We start from the raw sequence: 2,708 nt of genomic DNA, 5'->3' as shown, positions 1-2,708 counted from the left end.
TCCGCGCCGTCAGCCGCCGCGACAAGATCAGGGCGCTGGTGCGATCATCGGAGGCGGGCAGGCTGGTCAATCAGATCGCCGCTCTTGCTGAGATGCCCGAGCGGCTACCGCCCGTTGAACGCTCGCGCGATCCCCGCGACGATTTCCTGCTCGCCCTATGCGAAGCGGGTGCGGCCGATAGGCTGGTGACCGGCGACAAGAACGACCTGCTCGTCTTGCAGAGGCACGGTGCGGCTACGATCGTGACAGCGGCGGCATTTGCCACTGAGTTAGGCATCTAGCGCGACTTGTTCCGATCAGCATCGTTCGCTTCGGCCTCCGCATCGAAAGCTCGATGACCGCGCCGGCCCCACAGCAACAACGCCTGCTCGCGATCCTCGCCGCTCAGTCGATCGGCGATTGCCTGAAACGCACCGTACAGGACGGCGCGATCGTCATCCGCCAGCATGTCGAGTCCAGCCTTTACGACGAGACCGCCCAGTTCGATCAGATGATGCGTGCGCTCGCGGCGGCTCACCATCCATGCTCGCCTGTCATGTCGCGCCTGACTCGCTTCCAGGCGATGCCGAGCTGCCACTGCTCGTTTGAGCGCCAGAGTTGCCACTGCCATTGCCGCGTGCAGCGTCACGCGTCCGTCGCTGAAAGAATGCCTGGCCCCGCTTGTGCCAGCTCTCCTTTCGGGCCGGATCATCCACCTCGATCATCGCCAGCAGCCCGCCCGCGAGCGTCTCCACGTCCAGCGCGTCGGCTCCCGTTGCGGCGACCAGTTCACCGAGCTGGCGAACCTTCCGTTCCTTCAGACTCCGCGCCTTCTCGGTAAGTGCCTTCAGTTCAGCATCGAGATCACGTGGCTTGCGCATCGGTATTCTCCAATCATCAATATGCTAGGAATAAAGCAGAACCAGCGCCAATGCTTCCCTGACGCTAGAACACAACGGGACGGTGTGGTCCCGAACAAGAAAGTTTCTTGGAGGGCGCGCTTATACGTCGTGCCGACGTCGCTTGTGAGGTGTAAGTGGATTGCCGTCATGGCGATCTACCACTTCTCGGCGAAGGTCATTTCCCGCGCCAGCGGATCGAGCGCGGTAGCATCCGCGGCCTATCGCTCCGCATCTCGGCTGCACGACGAGCGCATCGACCGTGACCACGATTTCTCCAACAAGACGGGCGTCGTCCATTCCGAGGTGATGTTGCCGGACGGCGCCGCGGAGCAGCTCGGCGACCGCTCGACATTGTGGAACGCAGTCGAGGCCGGCGAGGTGCGGTGCGACGCGCAGCTCGCGCGCGAGATCGAGTTCGCGATCCCTCGCGAGCTGGACCAAGCCGACGGCATCGCGCTCGCTCGTGAGTTCGTTGCGGAAGAGTTCGTAGCGCGCGGCATGATTGCCGACCTGAACGTGCATTGGGACATCGGCGCGGATGGTGATACCAGTGCGGCGGGGGGACGTAGCCGGAGCGCGGCTGAGCGAAATCCCAGTCGATCGCGTCGAGCGTGCGGCTCACTACACCCAGTCGGCGACGCGGCCGTTCAGCACGCCCAGGAGATAGGCTTCGTCGACGCCGTCGGCGGGGATGATCCCATTCACCCGGACATTATTTAGATACTTGTCGCCGACGTCGTCGAGGCAGACGCGCATGGCCTCGGCGCTGAACAGGCGCTTGAAGAGGAAGCGTTCGAACGCGGACCCGTCATCGTCGCCGAGCAGGCCCGGGTCCTGGAGCAGGCTGCGCTGGGTGATGTTGAACGACAGATACTGGGCCGGCGCGCGGTCGTACCAGTAGAGCCGGAAAACGTTCATGTCGGTGACGATCGCCCAGGTCGGTCTGACCGGCTCGTTGCCGACCATTCCGCGCCGGGCCGCGCTCAGATAGTTGAGAGCCTGCTCGACGGGCGAGCGGCTGTCGGCACGGCCTCGCTGTGGCGCGTCCAGGTCGCAGCCGAGCTGCTTGAACTCGCATGCCACCTGCATCGTGGATGCGGTGCCGGGAGAGCCGAACCAGCCGAGTGCGGCGTCGACGGCGCCACGACGACCTCGCGGCCCGGCGCCGGCGACCGGATGCTGCTGGTCGATGGTGGTTACGGCGCTGCGGCGGCTGCCCGTGTCGACGTAGCCCCACAGGCCGACGAACAGGTTGGCGACAAGGGCTCCGCCGTCGCGGACCTCGCCGCGGTCGGCGCGTTCCGACCATGTTCTCAGGACCTCGAGGCAGGCCTCGTCCTCTCCCGACGCGCGCCAAGCCTCGTAATCCCGGGCCCAGAGCGATCGCAAGAAGGAGCGTGAGACGAAGCCGGGATTGCGGTCCATGTCTTCTGGTCTAGTAGCCGTCGGTTTGAGACGGAAGAGGGCGCCTTCCCACGAGGACTGCGAGCCGCCCGTTGGGCGTGGGTATCTGGGTCAGGCCGCCAGCTCTGCTCGCACGAGCGCCTTTCTGGGTGTTTCGAAGACGCCCCGCTCGCCTCTTCCGCGAGTATCGTCTGAGTGCCAGCGCCGACATATCGGAATAACATCTGCACTGACCAGCAGCTATCCGGTGCGGGGCTCCTGATAGTCATCTGGCAGGGAGTTCGTCCAGAACATGCCGATTTGCGCCGGCTGGCTTGCCTCGCGTTGGTGGTAAGTCCTCTCACATGATCGTGTCCCACCGCGTGGTGTAGCTTCGGCGGCGTAGCCGCATCGATCTCCGGCCAGGCCGGTATTGATCACGCC

General features: G+C 64.8%; 3 protein-coding genes and 2 pseudogenes. 2 read left to right on the top strand and 3 right to left on the bottom strand.

Annotation, left to right across the window (positions count from 1 at the left end):
* Positions 1-281: pseudogene (locus tag HUU96_RS14520) on the top strand (putative toxin-antitoxin system toxin component, PIN family); the annotation flags it as partial.
* Here the strand turns inward: HUU96_RS14520 and HUU96_RS14515 are convergent.
* Positions 278-520, bottom strand: coding sequence for a conjugal transfer protein TraD (locus HUU96_RS14515; protein ID WP_217430341.1), 243 nt, complete (start codon positions 518-520; stop codon positions 278-280). The pseudogene HUU96_RS14520 and the gene HUU96_RS14515 overlap by 4 nt on opposite strands.
* Positions 521-533: 13 nt before the next feature.
* Complete coding sequence (locus tag HUU96_RS14510) at positions 534-860, bottom strand: conjugal transfer protein TraD (protein ID WP_174293447.1); 327 nt, start codon at positions 858-860, stop codon at positions 534-536.
* Between the two features lie 168 nt (positions 861-1,028).
* Here HUU96_RS14510 and HUU96_RS14505 point away from each other — a divergent pair.
* A pseudogene (locus HUU96_RS14505) lies at positions 1,029-1,424 on the top strand (MobA/MobL family protein); the annotation flags it as partial.
* A gap of 78 nt (positions 1,425-1,502) precedes the next feature.
* Here the strand turns inward: HUU96_RS14505 and HUU96_RS14500 are convergent.
* The gene (locus HUU96_RS14500; protein ID WP_174293446.1) at positions 1,503-2,306 is read right to left on the bottom strand and encodes a hypothetical protein; all 804 of its coding nucleotides are present in this window, start codon (positions 2,304-2,306) and stop codon (positions 1,503-1,505) included.
* Positions 2,307-2,708: the final 402 nt, after the last annotated feature.

Source organism: Sphingomonas bacterium (assembly GCF_903644135.1).
GTDB lineage: Bacteria > Pseudomonadota > Alphaproteobacteria > Sphingomonadales > Sphingomonadaceae > Sphingomonas.
Note: the sequence above shows the minus strand (reverse complement) of the source record. Positions and strands in the feature narration are given on the sequence as shown.